Source organism: Paenibacillus sp. P32E, assembly GCF_001909085.1.
Taxonomy (GTDB): domain Bacteria; phylum Bacillota; class Bacilli; order Paenibacillales; family Paenibacillaceae; genus Paenibacillus_AQ; species Paenibacillus_AQ helianthi.
Window position 1 is genome coordinate 154,838 of the sequence record NZ_LVYY01000005.1, and the last position, 19,204, is coordinate 174,041.

The window sequence follows — 19,204 nt, forward strand, 5'->3', positions numbered from 1 at the left end:
TAATTCGATTGGCCGACAGGTGCCAAAAAATAGGACGGATATTTGATGAAATTGGTTTTAACAATATTTTCTGTTCATTGATTCTCACGCCGTATTGCCGGACCGCTGATCCCATGCAGCATGAACTCAATAGTCAGGTTGATCTCAGCTTCATCATCCCAGTCTTTGTCCGGCATCAGCAGCAGGCGTGCCAACAGATACCCGATTACGGAGGAGATAGTGAAGCGTATAATCGAAGGGGTGGGAACATCTGCCACCTCGCCCTTTTCTTTGAAATGATCGGTGATATTCGTTACCCGCTCCAGTATATTGTTCATAACATTTTCAATGAACTGTTCCCGGAGAACCGGCTGGAAGGGGATTTCCTGTACGAATATTCTCAGGATCTTAAAATTTTTGCGGGCGAACTCCAGGCGGTTCACCATAAAGGCCCGCAGGAACGCTTCATAGCTCTCAAAAGGAACATCCAGCACTCCGCCGAAATTGCGAAGCACGAAAGGTGCGATCATCTTGGCCATAGCTGGGCTTACAATAGACAGCAGCAGCTCTTTTTTGGTCTTGTAGTAGCGGAATATGGTACCTTCTGCCACTCCCGCCCTTTGGGCAATTTCACTGGTGGAGGCAGCAGCGTAGCCCTTCTCGGAAAAAATCTCAATTCCCGCCTGCAGAATGGCCAGCTGCTTGGGTGTCATCTTTTGTTCTTCACTGAGGGTCAGCAGCTCCGCGATCCACTCTTCCTGACCTTGCTGCTCTGCCGCTTTGTTCTTTTGCATGCGGTTGTCCTCCCAAAACTTTTCCTTCAATATAGTCTATCACAGGAAAATTAAAGTTTACATTTTACGATGCTTGCGCAGAGCCAGCACATTGAGCAGCATGAACAGGAGGGAGAAGCCAATCAGCGCGTAGACATCAAGGTCAATGGCGTTCCAGCCTTTGCCGCGGATCATGATATTCGTCAGCGCTTCCGAGCCGTAATAGATCGGCGTTGCCAGTCCCACACGCTGCAGCCACAGGGGAAGGGTATCCAGCGGGAACAGCCCGCTCAGAAAAATCTGCGGAACAATAATCAGCGGAATGAACTGGATCATCTGCAGCTCATTGGCGGCATATGCCGAGAGCAGCGTGCCCAAAGTCAGAGCCGACATCGAGAGCAGGAGGGTCAGCAGCAGCACATAGCCGAAGCTCCCCGCCATCATAATGCCGAGCACCTGGATAGAGAACCAGGAGATCAGCAGCGCCTGGAACACGGTGAAGATACCGAACCCGCAGACGTAGCCAAGCACAATCTCCCAGCGCTTCAGGGGCGTGGAGAGCAGACGCTCCAGTGTTCCGGTAGTCCGCTCCCGCAGGAAGGAAACACCGGCAATCAGGAAGACGAAGAAAAAGATAAATACACCAATCATAATCGGACCAAAGCGGTCAATGGTCTTCATATCCTCAGCGCCGTACAGATAGCTGATCTGCGGTTTCATCTGGCCTTGTCCCACATTTGCCGGATGAAAATTCTGGATGGCTGCAGACACAGCCATCATCACCGCCCGGTTTGCGGTCGGATTGCTGCCCTCAAGAATAACCTCGGGTGAAGTTCCGTTTAGAGTAACGAGGGCATCCAGCTCACTTTCCTGAAGGTCGGCTTTGCCGAGGTCCGCTGATTTGTATGGAACAACCTTCGCGTTCTGCGCTTCAAGCGCGCTGGTGAAAGGGATCGCACCGCCGGAGACCCCGATCTTTGGCTCATAGGCATTTCCATTGAATACCAGACTCATCAGGCTGAGCACAAGAAGCGGGGCGATGAACATGAGCGCCATGGTTCTTTTATCATGAATGAATTGCTGCAGGATCCGCAGGGTAATTGCGCGTACTCTCATCGCCGGGCACCTCCATAATATAGAAAAGCGTCTTCCATCGAAGCAACGCCTGCAGATTGCAGCAGACCCTTCGGAGAATCCACAGCCAGCAACTGCCCGTCCCGGATCATCGCGAGCCGGTCACATTTTTCCGCTTCGTCCATCACATGGGTAGTCAGCACAATAGTGGTACCCTTTCCGTTCAATGCACGCAGCTCTTTCCAGATAGACTGGCGTAATACCGGATCAATGCCCACCGTAGGCTCGTCAAGAATGAGCAGCGGCGGTTCATGCAACAAGGCGATCGCCAGCGACAGGCGCCGCTTCATTCCGCCGGAATATTGATCCACGCGTTTACGCAGATGCTCCTGCAGATTTACAATCTCCATCACATCGGCGATCCGTCGGACACGGTTTCCGCCCTTTAGTCCATAAAGGGACGCGAAGAATTCCAGATTTTCTTTGGCGCTTAGCTCGGTGTAAAGTGCATCCGACTGCGCCATATAGCCGATTTGCTGCAGCAGGGAGAGCTTGGGCACAAGGGTACCCAGCACCTTCACTTCCCCTGAGGTAACTTCATCAATGCCGGTCAGCAGCTTCACGAGCGTAGTTTTACCTGAGCCGGAAGGGCCAAGGATACCGAAGGTTTCGGCCTGCTCCACCTGAAGTGTAATATCCTTCAGCACCTCTCTGCTGCCAAATGCACGGTGGACATGGGTTACAGCAATCACAGGATTCACTTGGTTCATGTCAATCTCCTCGATTCCATGGATATGAGTGAGTACTCACTCATTATTCTAAATCAATCCGTTACAGATGTAAATTGCTTTTTCAGCAGTGAATCCCTAATGAAAAGATTTTTTTAAAGTTTAACCAAAAAGGAGTTTTAATCTGTGGAAGTTTAGGGTAATTATGGGTATCAGTAAATATACTAATAATATACTTTCCATAGAAGAGGGGCTGGAAAATGACCTACAGAAAGGTTGTGCTGGGCTTGCTGGTATGGGTGGCCGCGGCAGGACTTGGTGCATGCAGCAATCCCGGAAGTGAGACGGGTGAAGGGCATTTTCGCACTTTGGCGCAAGAAGGCGTAGACAAGTCACAGTATCTTCCCGGGGATTTGCCGATTCCAGCCGGTGCGGGTATTACATTTACTGAGGGTGAGGCAGCCCACGGAAAAAAGTCCTCCATGCTGATCTATGAAACCCGGGAAAGCATGGATGAACTCGGCAGCACCTATCAAAAGTATGTGAATGACAAATCGCTGAAACTCGGGACACAGATTGTGGACAGGAAAAACATGATTATTAGTGGCAAGGTCCCTAATGCATATTCCTATTCTATTATAGGCACCAGCTCGGCTTCGAATCCCGGCAGTACCGAAATTATCGTAACATGGATTGAGAATTAACGTATTTAACCTAAAATTTACCTTAAGGCCGACCTTGATTGCTCAGGTGCGGTCTTATTTGTGCAGTTAATATTTCCATAACATTCCTCTCGAACAGAATTGACACTCGTAGATGAAAATAACATTAGCAGTTACCTATAGGAAAAGGGTGAATCTAATTGAGAAATAGAAAATGGTTCAGCGCGGCTTTGGCTTCAGCACTTCTCGTAACAGGAGGAGCGGGAAGTATTTTGGCAACAAGCAGCAGTGCTAATGCTGCCGCCGTTAAGACCTCAGCAGTCAAAGAAGGCAGCACCACCTGGACTGTGAACGGAACGCCAGTGACCCTTAGCACTATTGACAGCAAAGGCTATAAGCTGTATTCGCTAAGTCAAGTGGCAGGGGAGCTTGGCGCCAAGCTGATCTTAGGCAGCGGAGGCTTTCAATTGAACGACAGCAAGGGATTACATAATGTAGTCATTCAAGCAGGCTCAAAAAGCTATCAAGTAGATGGTGTGGCACAACAATTCACCATCGCACCTGTCGATTATAACGGTAAAACGTATGTAGAGCTGACGAAGCTGGTTACTTCGCTTGGCGGAGAACTGCAGGCTGAAGGTCAGACGATTCTGAGCTTTGCCCGTCCGGAAGGTCAGTTTGATACGCTGCACTGGAGTGCCAATGGAAGCATTATTGCGAACAAAAGCGATTCCGAAACAGCACAGCTGTTCAAATTCCGCACATACCCTGGCGACTACGAGGTTTTCTCTTCCAATGAAAGCGCACTGGATTTCGCAGTTTCCGCAGATCAGAACTGGGGCGCGTTCACCGATGAGACAGGCCAGCTGAAGCTGATCAACCTTGCCAGCGGAGCCATCTCGACACTTGGAACGGATACCAGCGTGAAGACGGATCTGGTCTGGTCGCAAGATGGCAAGACCATCTACTTCATCCAGGGTGACAAGCAGGAGAAGATCGCTCAAATCTCGGTAGAGACTGGTGCCGTTAAAGCACTGCTTGAAGATAAAGTGGAGAATAAATCGGAACTGCGTCTGTCTGCTGATGCCAAGAGTGTTGTCTACATTGTTAACGTAACCGGGGTCGCCAAAAATGATGCTGACAGTACAGAAGATTCGCTTACTGTAGATTTCAGCAAAGCCGGAGAGCAGCTGTATAAGCTGGATCTCGCTACCAAAGATGCGAAGCCTGTAGCTCTGACTACAGCGCTGGACAATAAGTTGTATCCGGAAATACTGGCTAATGGCGGAGTCGTGTACCTGAGTGCAGATCCGGATGGCAATGCAGCCAACACCCTGAAATCCATCGCAGTGGACGGAACTATTACGAACATCGCTCTTGATGTTGAACCTTCATGGTCAACTGGGGTATCCACAGGTCTGATCGTCTCTGGTACAGCAGCGGACGGAAGCACTTCTATCTATTCCATTGATGCCAGCGGCAGCAAAACAGTGCTGTTCCATACGTCCGAAGATGTATCAGAAGTAGCCGTATCTAAAGATGGCAGCAAGCTTGCTGTTGTCAGCGACGGCAAAGTGCTCCTAATCCAGGGCGGCAAAGCACTTCAGCTCTCCAAATAAACGACTGAGGCATCACCCACATCATATAACGGCGGAATCGCCGAGAGGAGAAATTATTCATGAAGATTTTCAAAAAATTCACAGTTACAGCTTTGACCGCGGTTATCGCGGTAACTGCATCTTTTGCCGGAATCGCGGCTGCTGCAGATTCACTTAAGGGGAAAATTACAGTCAACGGCTCCACCGCATTGCTTCCGCTGACGCTGCAGGCAGCCAAGGAATTCCAGAAGCTTCATCCGAAAGTCAAAATCGCTGCTTCCGGTAAAGGTTCTGTCACTGGACCACAAGCTGTGAAGAAAGGGATTGCCGATATCGGTGCATGCGACTGGGATGCAAGCATGGACGTTCCCGGCTTCAAGGCTTTTGAAGGACAAGTAGCTAACAAAGTAGCCGTTATTCCTTTTGCCACCATTGTTAACAAAAATGTAGGTGTAGATAACCTCACTACCGAACAGCTACAAGGCATTTTCTCTGGGAAAATCACCAACTGGAAAGATGTCGGCGGATCGGATGCCAACATTGTAGTCGTTACCCGTGCCTTCGGTTCCGGTACACGTGTTAACTATCAGGCTAAGGCACTGGCTGGCGGGGATATCACGAAGAAAGAGAAAAACTATAAAGAAACCGGATCAAGCGGCGACATGAAAACTGCTGTTGCTACAACCCCTAACGCTATCGGCTATATCGACCTTGTCTATGTAAGTGGCGGCGACATTAAGGCTGTGAAATTCAACGGTGTTGAAGCAACTTCAGATAATGTCATCAATGGATCTTACAAGATTTGGGCTTACGGATATTATATGACCAAAGGCCAGCCAAGCGGCGTAACCAAAGAATTCATCGATTATGTACAAAGCAAGAAGTTCCAGCAGGGTTCCCTGAAGAAGCTGAAATTCATTCCGATTTCTGCAATGAAGGGTTAATGGTAAGTCTTTTAGAATCATGAACATATATTGAACGGTAACAGCGGCCAGCTCCGGAGTTCATGCGGGGGTGGCCGCTTACAGGAGGGAAAGTATGGGGGCACCGGTCCAGAACCTGGCATCGCGGGCACAGAAGAGCAGTCTTGCAGAAAGCAGTATAAGCACCAAACGCCACAACAGGCATTTATTCAGCAACACCATGTTCCGTTATTATTTTCTGTTCAGTATCCTTGCACTTTGTCTGGTGCTTGGACTTGTCATTGTATTCATCGGCAAAACGGCGCTGCTTCTGTTCGCTCATCTCTCGCCGCTTGAGTTCTTCTTCTCATTCAACTGGAGCCCGGAAGAGGAAGCCTTTGGCGCCGCTGCCTTTATTGTTAATACATTATCACTGACGGCCCTGACACTGCTCATTGCAGTTCCCGTGTCGGTAGGAATGGCTGTGCTGTGTGCGGAGATTGCTCCGAAATGGCTCAAGGGCTTTATCCGGCCGGTGCTGGATTTGCTTGTCGGGATTCCTTCTATAGTCTATGGTTATCTGGGGTTGACCGTGCTATTGCCTTTTCTGCGCAGAGTCAGCGGGGAAGGGCTGGGAGACGGCCTGCTTGCGGCAGCGCTTGTCCTGGCACTGATGGTGTTGCCTACTATTTGCCGGATCAGTGATGATGCCATCATTGCCGTTCCGCGCAAATACCGGGATGCCGCTTATGCCCTTGGTTCCACGCGTCTGCAGGTGATTATGCGTGTAGTTCTGCCCGCAGCCAATAGAGGCATTATCTCGGCCATTATTCTGGGCATGACCCGTGCGGTTGGAGAGACAATGGCAGTTGTGATGGTTATCGGTAATACGCCGCAGCTGGCCAAAACCCTGTTCACTCCCTCATCCGTGCTGACCAGTAACATCGTAATGCAGATTTCTAATGTGGAATTTGACTCCACCTGGAACTATGCGCTGCACATGATGGCCTTTCTGCTGCTGTTGATTTCGTTTGTGCTGATCCTTATCATCCGCATATTAGGCCGGAAAAGGAGGGATGCAGCATGAATTTTACCCGAACACGCCATTCGGCCCGTTCACAACGTAACAACAAATTGGCAACCATTGCTTTTTACACCCTGGGCGCTCTGGTCATGCTGCTGATTTTCTGGCTGCTCTTCACCATTCTAAGCAAAGGCGTGCCATCGCTCAGACCAGACTTCTTGATCAAGCAGCCGGAGGAAATGGACGCTGGCGGCGGGATTGGCCCGGTGCTGTTCAACTCCTTCTATATTTTGTTCATTTCGCTGCTGATTTCGATTCCGATTGGTGTCGGGGCCGGAATTTATATGGCGGAATATGCGCCGGATAATAAGTTCACCGGAGCGCTGCGCATCTGCGTGGAGTCGCTATCCTCGGTTCCTTCCATCGTATTCGGGCTGCTGGGTCTCGCGATCTTTGCCGAATACTTTAACGTCGGACTGACCATTCTCGGCGGCGGTGTCAGCCTGGCACTGCTCAATCTGCCGATGCTGGCCCGCGTTACGGAAGAAGCGGTACGCGCCGTTCCCGGAGAGATCCGTGAAGCAGGCTATGCCCTGGGAATGACCAAGTTCCATGTTATCCGCAAGGTGGTGCTGCCGGTAGCCATGCCAGCTATCGTGACCGGTGTCTGTCTGGTGGCAGGACGCGCCTTCGGGGAGTCGGCTGTAATTATTCTGACTGCGGGCCTCAGCACTTCCGGCGAGATGTGGGATTTCAATCTGTTCTCGCCAGGCGAGACACTGGCTGTTCATCTGTGGTATGTACAGTCAGAGGCCATCGTTGAGGATGCGCGGCAGATTGCCGACAAATCCGCAGCCGTGCTTGTGTTCGTGGTACTGCTGATTAATTTCATCTTCCGGTTCCCGCTGTGGCTCGGACGCCGCCGGGGACGCTAAGCGGCAGTAGATCTCTCATATATACGTACTAATGAATACAGAAACGGATGCCGACCTGGGTAAAGGGGGCATCCGTTTCTGTTTATGCTCAATTGTTAATTGCTTAAAATTGTAAATAATACTAAAATGAAAGCAATCCCATTTCCATACGAATCCCCCTTTCATCAGTTGTACCTTATAAGGAGGTGCGTAAGATGCCCAAACGTATGTCCGAGCAGGATCTGAACAAGTTGATCAATACGCTGGAGCTTACACCTAATGATGGTGAACATGAGTTTCTTGTTAAAGAATCGTTCATTAGTGAGGGGACTCCTGACGATGAACTATCGGGGCGTCTGTTAGTAAGAGCAGACAAGATATTCGTTCAGGACCCCCTCCCGGGCGGAGCGCCAGCCGTGATCTCGGCCGTTCTTCCCGTCGTGATCCATGTCAATGGACAAGCCATTGAAGAGCCGACCCCTGTTACGTCGCAGGATATTATCGATTGGGAGCTGTCTGAGCCTCCCTTGTATGCAATTACCATTTCAGAAGACCGGCTGATGGCCTTTTTTACTCTATATTCCCCAAAGAAATTTCGCTGGCGGCTAAACAATCAATATTCTTCGAGTGTGCTTAAAGTCGATGCTTCCATTGATTTGGAGACGGTAACCGGCCAACTGGGGCTGAATCAGATTATTGTCGATTTTGAGCAGCGGGGAATCATTCAGAATCTGAACATTTCCGGCATACATGGAGAACTGCAGAATCCCACCTATCAGCCCATTCCCGCATCCAAAGGAAGAGCGGCTGTACCCGGGGAGAATGCACGTTTGGATTTGTTTTTTTCCGAAACCATTGAGAATGAATTTAATGAAATCGAAGGCCAGGTAGACTACCGCAGCCACCTTCGTATTCCGTCAGCGATCAGAGGGCAGGTTATCGCCCGCAAGATTCCGATTGCTGAGGGGATTCCCGGCTATGATGTCTATGGAGAAATTCTCTACCCGCCTCCCCCGAATGACATTACTGTGCTCGCTAGGAATAACACTGTGCTGCTGATTAATAACGAGGTGCGGGCACTGTATGAAGGAAGGCCAAGAGTCACAGGTGACAAAATCAAAAGTTTCGATATCTGTACCTCCTACCTCGTTCCCGGCAACGTGAATATCAAATCAGGCAATATCGTATTCTCAGGAGATGTGGTGATTCGCGGGGATGTCGAAGACAATATGATTATTGAGTCCCTGGGTAATGTGTATGTAGCCGGAAGTATTTATAATTCTACAATTACAGCTACCGGCAGTATTGTGGTTAAAGGGAATGTGGTCAATAGTAACCTGTATTCGGGGTACTTTGGCGTAATGTACAACCGGATCTATAACTGTTCCAAACAGCTGATTGATGAGGGCAGAAATTTGCAAAAGGCGGTCTGGTTGCTGAACCAGGCGGTGCAGAGCCGCAATCAAAGTGTGAATTTCGGACAAGCGGTGCTGCTGCTGCTGGAGAGCAAGTTTCAAAAGATTCCGCAGATTATTAAGGAACTGCTCTCGGTACTGACAACCGTTCAGGCCAATTATCATCAGGATTTGGGCCAGACACTGCATTTCCTGAATCTGTTTTTGAAGCCGGTTCAACTGGTGGATTTCCTGACGGAAGCTTCGCTGAGCGGAGTGATCGTGATGCTGGAAGAATTGCATTCCGGTGTGGCCCGGATGCAGGAGTCCAAAGTAGAGGTCAATATCGGCAAATGCCAGAACAGCACACTGAAATCGAATGGAGACATTCTGATTCATAGAGACGGAATTGTGCAGAGCGAGTTGTTTTCCTCAGGAAATATTACGTTTCTGAAGACATTTTCCGTCTGCCGCGGCTCCAAGCTGGAGTCGGGAGGCAGTATTTCTGCTTATTACGTCGGAGGTGAGAGCGGCGCGCAATCCCTGCTTAAGGCCAAGCACAGCATTACCGTACGCAAAATGTATCATGGTAAAATTACCGTAGACCGGTATACGACCGAAATCACCGAGCCTGTAGAGAATATGAATTTTGACGCCGAAACGGTGCGTATGCTGAAATTACAGATGGAATCCAAGTGAATGCTGGCAGAGGGGAGCCGCGTACCTCGCCTCGCTCTGCCAGTTCCACTTTCCGACAAATAAACAGCCCTCCGGAAGGAAGGTTGTTTATTGCTGCGCCAGAAGTTCACTATACAATCTGCTGTAATTCCCCCGTCTGCGCTTCTACTGCAATGCTCCACGCACGAATCCATCCGCTTTTGCAAGCCGCCGCCGTGCTTCGCCAGCATCAACATCACTTAGAATCATAATAATGGCTGTTTTCACATGACCTTCAGCAAGCGTAAACGCGGCCTCAATCTGCTCCTCGGAAGCATGGGTCGCCAGCTCAATAATACGCTTTGCCCTGTAGACCAGCTTCTCATTGGAGGGGTTCAGGTCGACCATCAGATTCCGGTAGACTTTTCCGATTCTAATCATGGCGGTTGTCGTCAGCATGTTCAGGATCATTTTTTGTGCCGTGCCTGATTTCATCCGCGTGGAGCCCATAACAACCTCCGGTCCTACTACGGCTTCAATCGTCAGCTTGCCGACCCCGGCCATCGGTGTACCCGTGTTATTGCATAGCCCAATGACGACGGCTCCCCGCTCCCCAGCCCGTTTCATCGCTCCCAGTACATAGGGGGTGCGTCCGCTGGCAGCGATTCCGACCACTACATCCTTATCGGTGACGGCACATTCGTCGATGTCCTGTGCTCCCAATTCCAAGCTGTCTTCCGCACCTTCCACCGGATCTTTAACCGCCCGGAAACCGCCGGCAATAAGTCCCTGCACCATGGAGGGAGGGGTGCCGTAGGTGGGCGGGCACTCCGAAGCATCCAGAATACCGATTCTCCCGCTGGTTCCGGCACCGACATAGAACAGTCTGCCGCCCGTCCGAAAGGCGTATACAATATAATCCGCCGCTCTGGCAATTTGCGGGATCAGGCCCTGGATGCACTCCGCGACGAGGCGGTCTTCATTGTTAATCAACTGCATAATTTCAGCAGAGCTGAGGCTGTCGATATCCGTGGTCTTATCGTTGGGCTGCTCTGTCATCAAATTCGCTAAAATATCGTTCATGAGGTTTCGTCCTCCTGTCTGTCTATTGTTGTCTGTGGTGATGTTTCGATTTCCCGTCCGTTTCGTCCAGCAGCAGCTTCCCCAGCCTTGCCGCCCCCGTGGACGGCGGAGCTCCGTGGCTCCCATCCACAATCTCCAGGGCACTGCTGAATTTCAGCAGACGCTGGCAGAAGAGTCTATAAAAAACGCGAGAATACCTGAAGACCGAACCGCTGAGGACTACAGGAAGCGTCATCAGCACCGGGTTTTGGCGCAACAGCGCAGCCGCCGTATCGCTAAGAGCTTCCGCCTCTTCAGAGAGAATGGCAGTTGCGGCGGGGTCCCCGGCTTCAGCCGCTCCGATACAGAGCTTCGAGAAGGCGGCAATCTCAGCTTTGGTATGAGAAGGATGATAAATATATTCCTTCAAATCAGTGATCTGCTGTAAACAGTATTCTTCCATAATCATACCGGTCATTACGGTAGGAGGCTGAGCAGCGTCATGGCTGCGCATTACGGTCTGGACCGCACGGAGTCCAATCCGGTAGCCGCTGCCTTCATCTCCAAGAAGATGCCCCCATCCGCCTGTACGATGGCAGGAGCCATCCGGGCTGTAGCCATAGCAGATCGAGCCTGTCCCCGAAATAATCAGTGTTCCGAAGCTGTTGCCCAGCGCAGCCATCAATGATATTTGACCTTCAGATTGGATGAATACCGGGATGGATATTCCGCGCTTCAACAAATGCTGAAGAACAGCGTTCTTTAAGCAGGCTTGTTCCTCCTTTGTCGAAAAACCTGACACTGCAAGACAGATTGAGGTCATGTCAGCTACGTCTGTCTGCAAACGTTCCAGCAATCCGTCAATAGCTGACATGACTCTTGTAAGCGCTACACCTAAGGTCGCGCTATGAGGATTGGAGGGGCCGCCGATATAGCGTGCAAGTAGCTCTCCCGACTCATTCAAAGCGGATGCATCGGTCTTTGTGCCGCCACCATCAAGGCCTAAGTACACTTTCATCGATCACTCACCACTTTGATTTTTTCCTAATTATATGAGAATCCGCCCACAAAGTAAAACAAAATTTCATAAATAAAAAAGTTGTTGAAATTTTATTTCACAGCTCATATAATGAATTCATTCCAAGTAATTGGGAGAATAGCAAACGGGACGAGTTATATTATCTAACATCAATTTGCGCAGTGTTTGTGTAAGGTCGGCCATTACATGAGGGGGTGCTTGGATTTAATGAACGGCGGATTAATTCGACTAAGGGAAATGTATGATGCATTAAGTCCTTCTGAACACAAGATTGCTGCTTATATCCTGCAGAACCCGGATGAGATGATTCAACTCTCAATTGCGGATTTGGCAGCGAAGAGTGGTTCAAGTCAGGCGGCCATCGTAAGGTTGTGCAAGACCATTGGTTTCAAGGGTTATCAGGATCTGAAGATCAAGGTGGCGGGGGATCTGCAGGGCAGAGATCCGGCAATCATCGGCTATCAGGAAATCCGCCCGAATGATACCATTGCGGCGATCATGCAGAACGTATCCAATAATAATATTCAATCGATCCGGGACACGCTGACGATTCTGGATGAAGACATGGTAGAACGGGCCGTGGAGGCCATTGACCGCGCCAAGCGAATCTATTTTTTCGGCGTGGGCGCTTCCAATCTGATTGCGATGGATGCCCAGCAGAAGTTTCTGCGGATTAATAAGACCAGCTTTTCCTTTGCCGACCCTCATGTTCAGCTTACGAGCGCGATCACAGCTTCGGAAGAAGATGTGGCTGTGTGTATTTCATACTCCGGAGAGACCAAAGAGGTCATCCGGGCCGCTTCTATTGTTAAAGAAAATGGAGGGACTGTCATCAGTATTGCCAAGTATGGCAGCTCTACCTTGAGCAAGAGCGCAGACATCCCGCTGTGCACCTCCGCTACCGAGAATGAAATCCGCAGCGGAGCGATGGCTTCCCGGATCACCCAGCTTAATCTGATTGATATTCTATATCTTGCTGTTGCGAGCCGGAATTATGAGCAGTCCGTTACTTATTTGGAGAGAAGCAGACAACATATCAAACGGCTATAGCCTGGAAAACAAAGGGGAGACAATAATGAAGAAACGTTTATGCTTGGGTTTGGTTCTGGTCATGATGCTGATTAGCGCTTGCAGCAACTCCGGAGGCAAGGAGGCAGCAAACCGTCCGGATGCCAAGGACACCATTACGGTCTGGACCTATCCGGTTCATGGTACCTACGAGGATGAGCTCAAAGGACTGGTTGCTGATTTCCAGAAGGAACATCCGAACATCACCGTTAAGACGGAAGTGTTGTCTTGGGCAGAGGGTCCGAAGAAATTCGATGTTGCCCTGAACGCCGGCAGTCCTCCTGATCTGTATTTTCACAGTGTAGATGGCACTTATGTCAACACCGGACTGGCATTGGATCTCGACCCGTTCATGACCGATGAGATCAAAAATGACTACCTGCCGGGAACACTTGCGCTCGCACAAATAGGCGGTAAACAGTATGGCCTTCCGCTGTACCAGTTCCAATGGGGTTGGGGCGGAAATAAGCGCATTCTCGAAGAAGCCGGAATTGACTGGGCTGCCATCCAGCAGAACGGCTGGACCTGGTCTGAGTTTGAAGCGGCGGCTGCCAAGCTGACCAAGAAACTCCCGGACGGCTCCACCCAATACCCGCTGGTCACAGACGGAACCTCGCTCGATTTCATTGAGATGCTGTCCCGCAACAATAATATGCCGGATGTCCTGGACGAATCAGGTGCTTTCCAGTGGAACGATAACCGTATCCTGGGTACGCTGAGCTTCATCAAAGGCCTGCTGGATAAAGGTTATTTACCCAAAGAGACTTCAGCAATTGCTCCAGCCAAACGTTCCGATATGTTCTATGCCGGACAAGCGGCTATAATCTCCAAGGCTATTCCCTACTATGATGTCATGATTCAGAACCGCAACAAGGATATTGACGCCGGTACGGTCAAAGGTGAGAAGATCGACTTTGTCCTGCTCCCGGTTCCCCATAAGGATGATGCTCCTGCGAAAACTACTATGGGAGCAGAAGGCTACATTGCTTTTAAACAAAAGAACGACAAAGGCGAGCAGCATGCCAAAAATACCTTCCTTGTCCTGGATTACCTAAGCGGGGCGAAAGCCGGAAACTCCTCCAATGAATTGGTGTTGCCATTCGTACGTAAATCCCAGGCAGAACAGTATGCAGGCAAAGCACTTGGCACAGAAGAGACCATTAAGGCATCGGAGATCATGGCCAAGAATATGGCGATGCCTGTAACCTTGAAGCTCGATACAGCCATTGCCGCCAAAATGAAGCAATTTAAAGAACAGGTAGTCACTCCTAACATGCAGGCGCTGTATTCCGGAGAGAAAACGCCGGAAGCTGTTGCTGAAGATTTCAAGAGTAAAGGCAGCCAAATGCTGGGCAAATAGTTCTTTTATCGGGGGCGTCCTTCAGATTGCGGATAGGGCGTCCTCTCTGAATAGAGGAGGGATAAGGGATGACGACAATCGCGCCAAACCGGGTGCGCAGTTCCGCCGGCAGATTATGGCGTGAATACGGCTGGGCCTACCTGTTTATCCTGGCACCGGTCCTGCTGTTTCTGGTGTTTACACTATATCCGGTGGTATCGGCTTTGATCATGAGCTTTCAGCAGTACAACATTCTGAACTCGACCTGGATCGGCTTCGATAATTATGAACGGCTGTTTCAGGATGCAACCTTCTGGAAATCGATGCGCAATACTGTCATTTTTACGGTGTGCACGGTTCCCGTCAATATCATCATCACCTTTGTGCTGTCTTATTTGATTTATCAGATGAAAACCAAATGGCAGACCTTCTTCAAGGCCACCTTGTACCTGCCTGCAGTCGCCTCGGGCGTAACGATATCCATCGTGTGGCTGGCGATTTTTGATCCGACGAATGTCGGGCTGTTGAACCGGTTTCTGGAATGGTTTGGCCTGGACCCGGTGATCTGGCTGGGGCAGTCCAAAACCGCGCTGTTCTCGCTGATCCTCATGAACTGGCTGGGCTCGCACGGGGCGGGAATCATCCTGTATCTGGCCTCGATGGGTGGAGTTCCGAAATCGCTGTATGAGGCGGCCGACATTGACCATGCCAGCGGCTGGACCAAATTCACTCGGATTACCTGGCCTTTGCTCAAACCGACCACGCTGTATCTGCTCGTAACGGGAGTTATTACTTCCTTCCAGGTGTTTATCTCCGTGTATATGATGACCCAGGGCGGACCTAACTTTGCGACAACAACGATTGCTTATCTGATCTACCAGACGGCGTTCCAGTTCTATGAATTTGGCCTGGCTTCCGCGCAGTCGTTTGTGCTGGCCTTTCTGATTATCCTGGTCTCTGTCATTCAATTTAAATACTTCTCGAGTGACGTCGAGTATTAGGGCGGAAGGAGCGAACCTGTTATGAAAACCAGATCAAAGACCATCTTTCTGCTGATCGCGGCTGCGTGTCTTATTGTGTGGAGCATTGTGACCATTATTCCGCTGTACTGGATGCTTGTCGGCTCTGTGCAGGACTCGGCGGCCACCGCCAGTTTCCGTCCCAGCATGCTGCCGGAGGCCTTCTCATTTGCGCCGTATGAACGTTTTTTCGCCAAAACAGCGGCCTGGCGCTGGCTGCTCAACTCTTTGTTCATTTCCTCGGTGCTGACGATTACCAATGTATTTTTTGCTTCCCTTGCGGGCTATGCTTTTGCGAAATTGAAATTTCCCGGTAGCAACGCGATTTTCTGGGTGCTGCTCAGCACGATGATGATCCCGGCCCAGGTCACGCTGATTCCGCTCTATATTCTGATCGTCAATGTGTTCAATCTCGGAGACAGCTATACCGCAATTATCCTGCCTACGGCCATTACGGTCGGCAACATTTTTCTTATGAAGCAGTACATGTCTTCGCTGCCGACCTCACTGATTCATGCGGCGCGGATCGATGCCTGCAGTGAATTCGGGATCTTCTGGAAGGTGATCCTTCCGCTGGCGAAGCCGGGGCTTGCCGTACTGGCCATTTTCACATTCGTCGCTTCCTGGAACGAATTCTTCTGGCCGTTTCTGATTACGAACTCTACCGAGATGCGGACCATACAGGTGGGCCTGGCATCCTTCGTGTTCGCGGAATCGACGGATTTTGGGGCCATTATGGCGGGGGCGAGCGTAGGAGCTTTGCCGATGCTGATTTTATTCTTCTCTCTGCAGCGCTACTTCCTGCAAGGCATTACTATCGGAGCCGTCAAAGGCTGAGTTATAGCAGAAATTCTATTTTTGGAGGGGAAGAGCAATGGCACGAGTTGAATTCCGGAATGTGCGCAAACAATTTAACGATCAGAACAAGCAGACCTTTACGGCGGTGGCGGGTTCCGATTTTGTGATTAACGATAAAGAATTTGTTGTGTTCGTAGGCCCCTCAGGCTGCGGCAAAACCACCTCGCTACGGATGATCGCAGGACTGGAGCAGCAGACGAGCGGGGATATTGTGATCGGCGAACGCATCGTCAATAATCTTCATCCCAAGGACCGCGATATCGCAATGGTTTTTCAGGATTACGCGCTGTATCCCCATATGACGATCCGTGAGAATTTGTCCTTTGGCCTGAAGAATCTGAAGAAGCCGAAGGCTTATATTGAGCAAAAGGTCCAGGAGGCCGCAGCGATTCTCGGACTTGACGACATGCTGGAACGCAAGCCGCGCGAGCTGTCCGGAGGCCAGCGTCAGCGTGTGGCGCTGGGCCGGGCTATTGTGCGGGATCCACAGGTATTCCTCTTCGACGAGCCGCTGTCCAATCTGGACGCCAAGCTCCGCATTCAGATGCGGGTTGAGCTGGGTGAACTGCACAAACGCCTCGGCGCCACCATTGTGTATGTGACCCACGATCAGGTGGAGGCGATGACGCTCGGTGAACGGATTGTGGTCATGAATAAAGGAGTCATTCAGCAAGTGGCTTCTCCAACCGAGCTGTATGCCAACCCCCGGAATATGTTCGTGGCCGGTTTTATTGGTTCTCCGGCCATGAATTTCATTGATGCGCGGGTGGAAGAAGGCCGTATCCGGATTGACGGAGCGGAATTCGTTCTGTCACAAGATGCTGCGGAAGGGCTGAAGAGCTACAACGGGCGTGAAATTATTCTTGGCATCCGCCCGGAGCATATTTATGGCGAAGACTTCGCACCAGGTGTATCCACAGAACATCAGATGCAGGCACATATCAAGGTTGTCGAGCATCTCGGCTCGGAGAATCTGGTCTACTTCAGAATAGGCCGCAGAACCGTTACCGCGAAGGTCCATCCGGAGACCAAGGCATACATCAATCTCAGCAAGCAATTCATCTTCGATCTGAACAAAGCGCGTTATTTCGATCCGGCAACGGAAGAGAGAATCGATTGGTAAAGCAGCGGATCAAATCACAGAAGGAGGAGACAAGTCATGCAGAAACTGAATCAGGTATTAGTCAGCACGGGAGTGGAGTCATTTAGGGAGATTGTGCCTATCACACTGCTTAGTCTGGCCAGCTCAGCCATGCTGGTGCCGGTGGTGATTTTCACGCCTATGGCGCTGGCGTTTATCCTAATTCCGCTTCTATATATGCCTTTGTTCTATGGCGTATTCTATGCGTATCACCGGAGAACGGAGGGGAAGAGGCTGTCGGTCAAAGAGATGTTGTCGGGTGCCCGCAAGGGCTTTGTCCCAGCCGTCGTGTTCGGCCTGTTCTGCTCCTTGCTGGTGCTGATTTTAGGGTCCACCTGGTGGTTCTACGGCGGCCGCGACGGAGTGGTGAACTGGACGATAGCCATTTTTCAGACTTATTTTGTAGCAATGGCCTTTGTCTCCCAATTCTATACGCTGGAGCTGGTGCTCCAGAATAAGCTGGGTATTTTCAAGGCCATGGGGGAGAGTGTTAAGCTCTTTCTCCGCTATCCTGCCTATACCATCGGTGCCTTCTTTCAAGCGCTGGTCGTTGGTGTAATGCTCGTGGTTACGGTTGTTGGTTTTGCCTCGCTGTTTAATGGCATGCTTGCCGTTTATCTGCATAAAGCGGCCTATAATGTGCTTCACCCTGACGAGGATGCCGAAGCTGATGGTGTTCCTGAGACAAGTGCGGCCTATGCGGAAGGCAGGCTGATATGACCGGAAAGGGAAGCAATGGAGTGGACCAGCGTTCCGGTGACGGCCAGGTTTTACGCGGAAGGCAGGCTCCTGTAAGGAGGGCTGTCCGCAGCGGAGCGGACCGGCTTGCCGCAGGCTTTTCTCATCCCCTGCTGGACGGACGGCGGATTGGGCTGGTGACGAATCCAACAGGCATCACAGCGGATTTTCGTTCTACGGTGGAGGTTTGCAGAGGGCTTGCTTCCTCCAGGCTTACCGCTCTTTTTGCCTGTGAACATGGTATTTACGGCCAGCATCAGGCTGGAGTAAGGTTCGGGGATGAATTCGATGCTGTGCTGGGCATTCCCGTCTATAGCTTGTATGGGGAGCATAAGAAGCCGGTTTCTTATATGCTGGAGGGCTTGGACACCATTGTTTTTGATGTCCAGGATTTGGGGGTACGGTTCTATACGTATCTGTCGACACTTCTGTATGTTATGGAGGCATGTGCAGAGCATGGCATAAGCCTGCTTGTGCTGGACCGGCCGTCCCCGCTTGGCGGCATTGGCTGCGAGGGAGGGTTTTTACAGGAAGGCTATGAATCTATGGTTGGCGCATGGACCATGCCTATCCGTACCGGAATGACGATTGGTGAATTCGCGCGGATGGCTAATGACAGGAAAGGTCTTCACTGTGATCTGGATGTGATTTCGCTGGCGGGCTGGAGCCGGGAAATGGAATTTACGGATACAGGGCTGCCCTGGATGCTGCCTTCGCCCAACATGCCGACTATCGAGACGGTGCGGGTGTATGGCGGCACTTGCTTTTTTGAGGGGACCAATCTGTCGGAAGGACGCGGGACGACGATTCCGTTCCAGTGGATTGGAGCACCTTGGCTGGATGGCGCCTGTCTTACTGACGCGATGCGGAAGCATGAACTTCCCGGTGTGCATTTCCATCCCCTGCGTGCAACACCGGCGTTCTCGAAGCATCAGGGTGAATTATGCGGTGGGGTGCGCTTGTTCGTGACAGACCCGCAGAGGTATGAGCCGGTGCACACAGGGCTTACTCTGCTGCATGAGGTGAGCACGCTGTATCCTGAGTATTTTGAATGGCTCACTCCGCCGGAGGGCAGGACGAGATATTTCATTGATTTGCTGACTGGCGGAGAGGAGGTACGCCGCTCTATCGGCACAGTGGAAGGATTGCAGGCAATTGCTGAGGAATGGCGAAGTGACAGTGCTAAGTGGCTGGCTATGCGTCAGCCTTATCTTTTATATTCTTAAATCGTAACC

The 19,204-nt window shown here is 50.8% G+C and carries 18 protein-coding genes; 13 read left to right on the plus strand and 5 right to left on the minus strand.

Annotation, left to right across the window (positions count from 1 at the left end; genetic code table 11):
- Positions 1-74 precede the first annotated feature (74 nt).
- Genes A3848_RS06740 through A3848_RS06750 form a run of 3 tightly spaced genes read right to left on the minus strand, consistent with a single transcriptional unit; the run spans position 75 to position 2,596 of the window.
- Positions 75-773: a TetR/AcrR family transcriptional regulator gene (locus tag A3848_RS06740; RefSeq protein ID WP_074084181.1), complete on the minus strand. Its 699-nt coding sequence runs from the start codon at positions 771-773 to the stop codon at positions 75-77.
- A gap of 57 nt (positions 774-830) precedes the next feature.
- Positions 831-1,868: an ABC transporter permease gene (locus A3848_RS06745; protein WP_074084182.1), complete on the minus strand. Its 1,038-nt coding sequence runs from the start codon at positions 1,866-1,868 to the stop codon at positions 831-833.
- A complete protein-coding gene (locus A3848_RS06750; protein WP_083606751.1) occupies positions 1,865-2,596 on the minus strand; it encodes an ABC transporter ATP-binding protein in 732 nt (243 codons plus the stop codon). Before A3848_RS06750 ends, A3848_RS06745 begins: the two co-directional genes overlap by 4 nt.
- Before the next feature lie 218 nt (positions 2,597-2,814).
- Here A3848_RS06750 and A3848_RS06755 point away from each other — a divergent pair, with 218 nt between their 5' ends.
- From A3848_RS06755 to A3848_RS06780, 6 genes are all read left to right on the plus strand, one after another.
- On the plus strand, positions 2,815-3,258 hold the full coding sequence (locus A3848_RS06755; RefSeq protein ID WP_074084184.1) for a hypothetical protein: 444 nt from the start codon (positions 2,815-2,817) through the stop codon (positions 3,256-3,258).
- A gap of 158 nt (positions 3,259-3,416) precedes the next feature.
- A complete protein-coding gene (locus tag A3848_RS06760; protein ID WP_143192350.1) occupies positions 3,417-4,835 on the plus strand; it encodes a TolB family protein in 1,419 nt (472 codons plus the stop codon).
- A 59-nt stretch (positions 4,836-4,894) separates the two neighbouring features.
- Entirely contained in the window at positions 4,895-5,758 is an 864-nt protein-coding gene (locus tag A3848_RS06765; RefSeq protein WP_074084186.1) for a phosphate ABC transporter substrate-binding protein, read from the plus strand.
- 94 nt (positions 5,759-5,852) lie between these two features.
- Positions 5,853-6,803 carry a phosphate ABC transporter permease subunit PstC gene (pstC, locus tag A3848_RS06770; protein ID WP_074084187.1) on the plus strand — a complete coding sequence of 317 codons (951 nt, stop codon included), beginning with the start codon at positions 5,853-5,855 and terminating at the stop codon, positions 6,801-6,803.
- On the plus strand, positions 6,800-7,675 hold the full coding sequence (pstA, locus tag A3848_RS06775; RefSeq protein ID WP_074084188.1) for a phosphate ABC transporter permease PstA: 876 nt from the start codon (positions 6,800-6,802) through the stop codon (positions 7,673-7,675). Before pstC ends, pstA begins: the two co-directional genes overlap by 4 nt.
- A 194-nt stretch (positions 7,676-7,869) precedes the next feature.
- Entirely contained in the window at positions 7,870-9,747 is a 1,878-nt protein-coding gene (locus A3848_RS06780; RefSeq protein ID WP_074084189.1) for a FapA family protein, read from the plus strand.
- Positions 9,748-9,891: 144 nt separating this feature from the next.
- Here A3848_RS06780 and murQ read toward each other — a convergent pair whose 3' ends face one another.
- Both murQ and A3848_RS06790 read right to left on the minus strand, forming a co-directional pair.
- Positions 9,892-10,788: an N-acetylmuramic acid 6-phosphate etherase gene (gene murQ, locus A3848_RS06785; protein WP_074084190.1), complete on the minus strand. Its 897-nt coding sequence runs from the start codon at positions 10,786-10,788 to the stop codon at positions 9,892-9,894.
- A gap of 22 nt (positions 10,789-10,810) precedes the next feature.
- On the minus strand, positions 10,811-11,785 hold the full coding sequence (locus A3848_RS06790) for a BadF/BadG/BcrA/BcrD ATPase family protein (protein ID WP_074084191.1): 975 nt from the start codon (positions 11,783-11,785) through the stop codon (positions 10,811-10,813).
- Positions 11,786-12,013: 228 nt separating this feature from the next.
- Between A3848_RS06790 and A3848_RS06795 the strand changes: the two genes are divergently transcribed.
- The 7 genes from A3848_RS06795 (at position 12,014) to A3848_RS06825 (ending at position 19,195) form a co-directional block, all read left to right on the plus strand.
- Positions 12,014-12,856 (plus strand): MurR/RpiR family transcriptional regulator, encoded by an 843-nt coding sequence (locus A3848_RS06795; protein ID WP_074084192.1) that lies wholly within the window; start codon positions 12,014-12,016, stop codon positions 12,854-12,856.
- Between the two features lie 25 nt (positions 12,857-12,881).
- On the plus strand, positions 12,882-14,234 hold the full coding sequence (locus A3848_RS06800; RefSeq protein WP_074084193.1) for an ABC transporter substrate-binding protein: 1,353 nt from the start codon (positions 12,882-12,884) through the stop codon (positions 14,232-14,234).
- A 68-nt stretch (positions 14,235-14,302) separates the two neighbouring features.
- On the plus strand, positions 14,303-15,214 hold the full coding sequence (locus A3848_RS06805; protein ID WP_074084194.1) for a carbohydrate ABC transporter permease: 912 nt from the start codon (positions 14,303-14,305) through the stop codon (positions 15,212-15,214).
- Positions 15,215-15,235: 21 nt separating this feature from the next.
- Entirely contained in the window at positions 15,236-16,069 is an 834-nt protein-coding gene (locus A3848_RS06810) for a carbohydrate ABC transporter permease (protein WP_074084195.1), read from the plus strand.
- A gap of 37 nt (positions 16,070-16,106) precedes the next feature.
- A complete protein-coding gene (locus tag A3848_RS06815; RefSeq protein ID WP_074084196.1) occupies positions 16,107-17,213 on the plus strand; it encodes an ABC transporter ATP-binding protein in 1,107 nt (368 codons plus the stop codon).
- A 36-nt stretch (positions 17,214-17,249) separates the two neighbouring features.
- Complete coding sequence (locus tag A3848_RS06820; protein WP_074084197.1) at positions 17,250-17,951, plus strand: hypothetical protein; 702 nt, start codon at positions 17,250-17,252, stop codon at positions 17,949-17,951.
- Entirely contained in the window at positions 17,948-19,195 is a 1,248-nt protein-coding gene (locus A3848_RS06825; RefSeq protein WP_083611968.1) for an exo-beta-N-acetylmuramidase NamZ family protein, read from the plus strand. Before A3848_RS06820 ends, A3848_RS06825 begins: the two co-directional genes overlap by 4 nt.
- Positions 19,196-19,204 lie beyond the last annotated feature (9 nt).